This window comes from Cellulomonas algicola, assembly GCF_003851725.1.
Lineage (GTDB): Bacteria > Actinomycetota > Actinomycetes > Actinomycetales > Cellulomonadaceae > Cellulomonas > Cellulomonas algicola.
Map to the genome: position 1 here is coordinate 1 of NZ_BHYL01000369.1, position 3,606 is coordinate 3,606.

Annotated in this window: 2 protein-coding genes and 1 pseudogene; all 3 read left to right on the forward strand. The window is 75.2% G+C overall.

Going from position 1 to position 3,606, the window contains the following annotated elements:
- Positions 1–794: pseudogene (locus CTKZ_RS19220) on the forward strand (hypothetical protein); the annotation flags it as partial.
- Positions 795–837: 43 nt separating this feature from the next.
- Positions 838–2,667, forward strand: coding sequence for a YhgE/Pip family protein (locus tag CTKZ_RS19225; protein ID WP_124344426.1), 1,830 nt, complete (start codon positions 838–840; stop codon positions 2,665–2,667).
- Positions 2,668–3,044: 377 nt separating this feature from the next.
- Positions 3,045–3,518 carry an aromatic ring-opening dioxygenase LigA gene (locus CTKZ_RS19230; RefSeq protein WP_124344427.1) on the forward strand — a complete coding sequence of 158 codons (474 nt, stop codon included), beginning with the start codon at positions 3,045–3,047 and terminating at the stop codon, positions 3,516–3,518.
- The last annotated feature ends 88 nt before the right edge of the window (positions 3,519–3,606 follow it).

Consider the following 3,606-nt stretch of genomic DNA (forward strand, 5'->3'; position numbering starts at 1 on the left):
CGCCCGTCCCGGTCGTCGCGGGACCGGCCGCGACACCCGTCCGCACCCCGCCCCCCGCGGCCCCGACCGTGGCACTCCCGCGCTCGGTCCCGCCCGCCCCGACCCCGCCCGCGGCGATCGGCGCGGCGGTCGGCGCGGTCCTGGTCCCCGACGCGTCGACGCCCGTCCTGGAGGCCGCGGAGGTGGGCGTGCGCGACCGCTCGCGGTGGCTGGTGCGTGGCCTCGAGCTGAGCCTCGCCGCACGCACGGTCACGTGGCTCGTCACGCTCGACCCGTTCGCGCGCGACGCGACGGCCCTCGCGCTCGCGGGCCGGCTGGCCGTCGACGAGGGGCACGTGCACGTCGTCGACCCGCGTGACGCGACGCGACGGTCCGGCCGGGCCGTACGCCGCGTCGTCGGGATCGGCTGGGTGCCGCGGCTGCGGCTGCTCGAGGACCGTGCGCGGGTCGGCGAGGTCGTCCGGCAGGCGCACCGGCGGGCCGGGACGCGGCTCGACGACGAGACGCTCGAGTCGCTGCTCACGGACGCCGGCCTCGCGGGGACGGCCGGTCAGCCCGCGGACGACCTGCCGGCGTCGCAGAAGGCGCTCCTGGGCCTCGTCGCGGCCGTCGCGGGGGACCCGCCGGTCGTCGTCGCCCCGTTCCCGTCCGGGTCGGCGCAGGACCGTGACGCGATGACCGCGTTCACCGAGCGGCTCGCGCGCGAGGGTTCGACGGTGCTCGTGGTGACCGCGGGCGACTTCCGCCCGCCTGACGCCGGCCCGCTCACGCGGATCGTGGGGCGGGCGGCATGAGCGCGGCGCCGCGCGAGCGCGGGTCGTCCGAGGGACGGGCCGCATGAGGGCCGCACTGCTCACGCTCGCGCGGTTCGTGCGCGACCGGTTCGCGGCGGTCGTGCTCGTCGGCGTGCTGGCCGTGCCGGCGATCTACGGCGGCGTGCTCGTCTGGGGCTACTGGGACCCGTACGCGCGCTCGGGCCACATCCCCGCGGCGCTCGTGAACCTCGACCAGCCCGTGCAGACCGACGACGGCAGCGAGCTCGCCGCGGGCGACGACCTCGAACGCGTCGTCCTCACGTCGGACACGCTCGACTGGACCGCGACCGACGCCGAGACCGCCGCGCAGGGTCTCGAGGACAAGACGTACTACGTCGTCGTCACGATCCCGCCGGAGTTCTCCGCGCAGGTCGCGTCGCTGTCGAGCGCGGACCCGCAGCAGGCGCAGATCGAGGTCCGCACGAACGACGCGGGGAACTACCTCGTCGGGGTGCTCGCGAACGACGCGTCGCAGGCCGTCGAGGGCACCGCCGGGAGCCAGGTGCAGGCGGACTACCTCGACGTCGTCTACGGGCTGCTCGGGCAGGCGAAGGACGCGGGCGGCGAGGTCGGCGGGTCCGCGCAGGAGCTCGCGGACGGCACGCAGGAGGCCGCGGACGCCGCCCGGCGGGTCGCCGACGGCGCCGCGCAGGTCGCGGACGGCGTCGCGCAGGTCGCCGACGCGCTCGCCGACGTCGACGACGCCGTGCAGGACGCTCCCGCGCTCGCGGACTCGGTCGCGAACGTGGCGTCGTCGGTCGCGGCCCGCACGTCGGGCGCGGCTGACGCCGCGCAGGACGTGTCGGCCCGGCTCACCGCTCTGGAGCAGCAGCTCGCGGCCGCCGGGCAGGTCGACGCGGCGGCACGCGTCGCGGAGATCCGCGACTCGTTCGAGGCGACCGTGCTGCCCGCGGTCGAGGACGCCGCCGACGACGCGTCGGACATCGCCGACGACGCGAGCGCGCTGTCCGACCTCGCGACGGAGGCCGTGACCGCCGCCGACCGGGCCAGCCAGCAGGGCCAGGCGCTGTCCGACGGCGCGCAGGCGGTCGCGGACGGGTCGGAGGACCTCGCGACGGTGCTGGCCGACCAGCTCGCACCCGGCGCGCAGCAGCTCGCCGACGGGCTCGCGCAGGCCGCGGAGCAGCTCGACGTGCCGATCACCGACGTCGACCGCGAGACGTTCGGGGAGGTCCTGTCGCGGCCGGTGACGGTCGAGCAGGTGCGTGACAACCCGATCGCGCACTTCGGCGACGGCTTCACGAGCTACTTCGCGGGCCTCGGCCTGTTCGTCGGCGCGGTGTTCGTCTTCCTCGTCCTGTCCCCGCTGGACCGGCGCGGGCAGCTCTGGGGTGCGGGTCCGCTGGCCGTCGCCGGGGCGCCCCTGCTGGCCGGCGGGGCCGTGGTGCTGCTGCAGGCGGGGCTGCTGTTCGGCGCGCTCCTGCTGGTCGGCGTCGCCCCCGACGCGCCGTGGGTGCTGCTCGGGGTGCTCGCCGCGTCGGGCGTGTGCTTCGTCGCGCTGATGCAGCTGCTCAAGGCCGCGTTCGGGCTCGTCGGCGAGTTCGTCGGGGTGATCCTGCTGGTCCTGCAGGTCGCGGCGGGCGAGGGGGCGTACCCGATCCAGACGTTCGGCACGTTCTTCCAGACCGTGCACCCCTACCTGCCGATGAGCTGGACCAACGACGCGGTGCGCCGCTCGGTCGCGGGCGGGCCGCTCACGCCGTACGTGTGGGTCGACGTCGGGCTGCTCCTCGGCACCGCGGCCGTGGCCTTCGCCCTCACGTGCGTGGCCGCCCGCCGGCGCGAGCGCTGGACCCCGGCCCGCCTGCGCCCGTCGGTGGAGCTCGTCTGACACCCCCGAACCGGTGAACGCGCAGGTCCGCAGTGACCTAAGTCCCGCGTGAACGCCCCGCGGGGGGAGTGGGATTGCGGGCATGGCCCCGGGCAAACCGGCAGGTGCGGCCGGTCGGGGCAGCAGGGGGCACGACGCCGGTGCGTGGGGACGCGCTCCGGCGAGGAGGAGGGCGCGTCCGACCCCCGGTCCCCGCGCGCCCTCCTCCGTGCGCCTGCCCGAAAAAGGGCGGATGACCTGCGGCGACACCGCGAAGAACGTGGGACTTGGGTCCCGTACGTGAAGCAGATGTGAACGCAACGATCTTCATGTGAGCCCGATCGGCTCACCGGATCTGGGGAGATCCGCACTCCGGGGGTACCGAAAGGTCACGAACCATGAGCACCAGCACCGTCACCACCAAGTCGCCGGCCCGTCTGATCGGCCTGATCGTCATGATCCTCGGCGGCGTCTTCCTCGTCGCGGGCGCCGTCACGTGGGGCGCCGTGTCGAGCAACCTGCGCGCCGAGAACATCACGGTCTCGGAGGACGCGGACATGTTCGCGAACCAGATCGTCGACACGCCCTGGGAGGCGTACTCGCAGGCCGCGATCATCAACCACCACGCGCTCGAGGCGTCGGGCGGCAAGACCTACGCCGAGCTGGACCGTGAGGACCCGGTCCGCGCCACGGTGATGAACGGCTCGTTCCTGCGGGCGTCGCTGTTCACCTCGGTCGTCGCCTTCGGTGTCGCGCTCCTCGTCATGGGCGTCGGCGTCACCTTCGGGCTCGTGGGCTGGGCCATCCGTTCGCTCGGCACCGTCGTCGCCGGAACCTCGACGGTCGAGCGGCCCGTGGTGGCCGCGGTCTGACACCGCACGGCGAACCCGCCAGCACGGCGGTGACCCCGCCGCGGTGAGGACCACCGGGAGGCCGGCACCCGACCAGGGGGTGCCGGCC

Bases quoted from the DNA above. Each gene is read 5' to 3' on its own strand.
- CTKZ_RS19225 (WP_124344426.1), top strand. From the start codon at position 838: ATGAGGGCCGCACTGCTCACGCTCGCGCGGTTCGTGCGCGACCGGTTC.
- CTKZ_RS19230 (WP_124344427.1), top strand. From the start codon at position 3,045: ATGAGCACCAGCACCGTCACCACCAAGTCGCCGGCCCGTCTGATCGGC.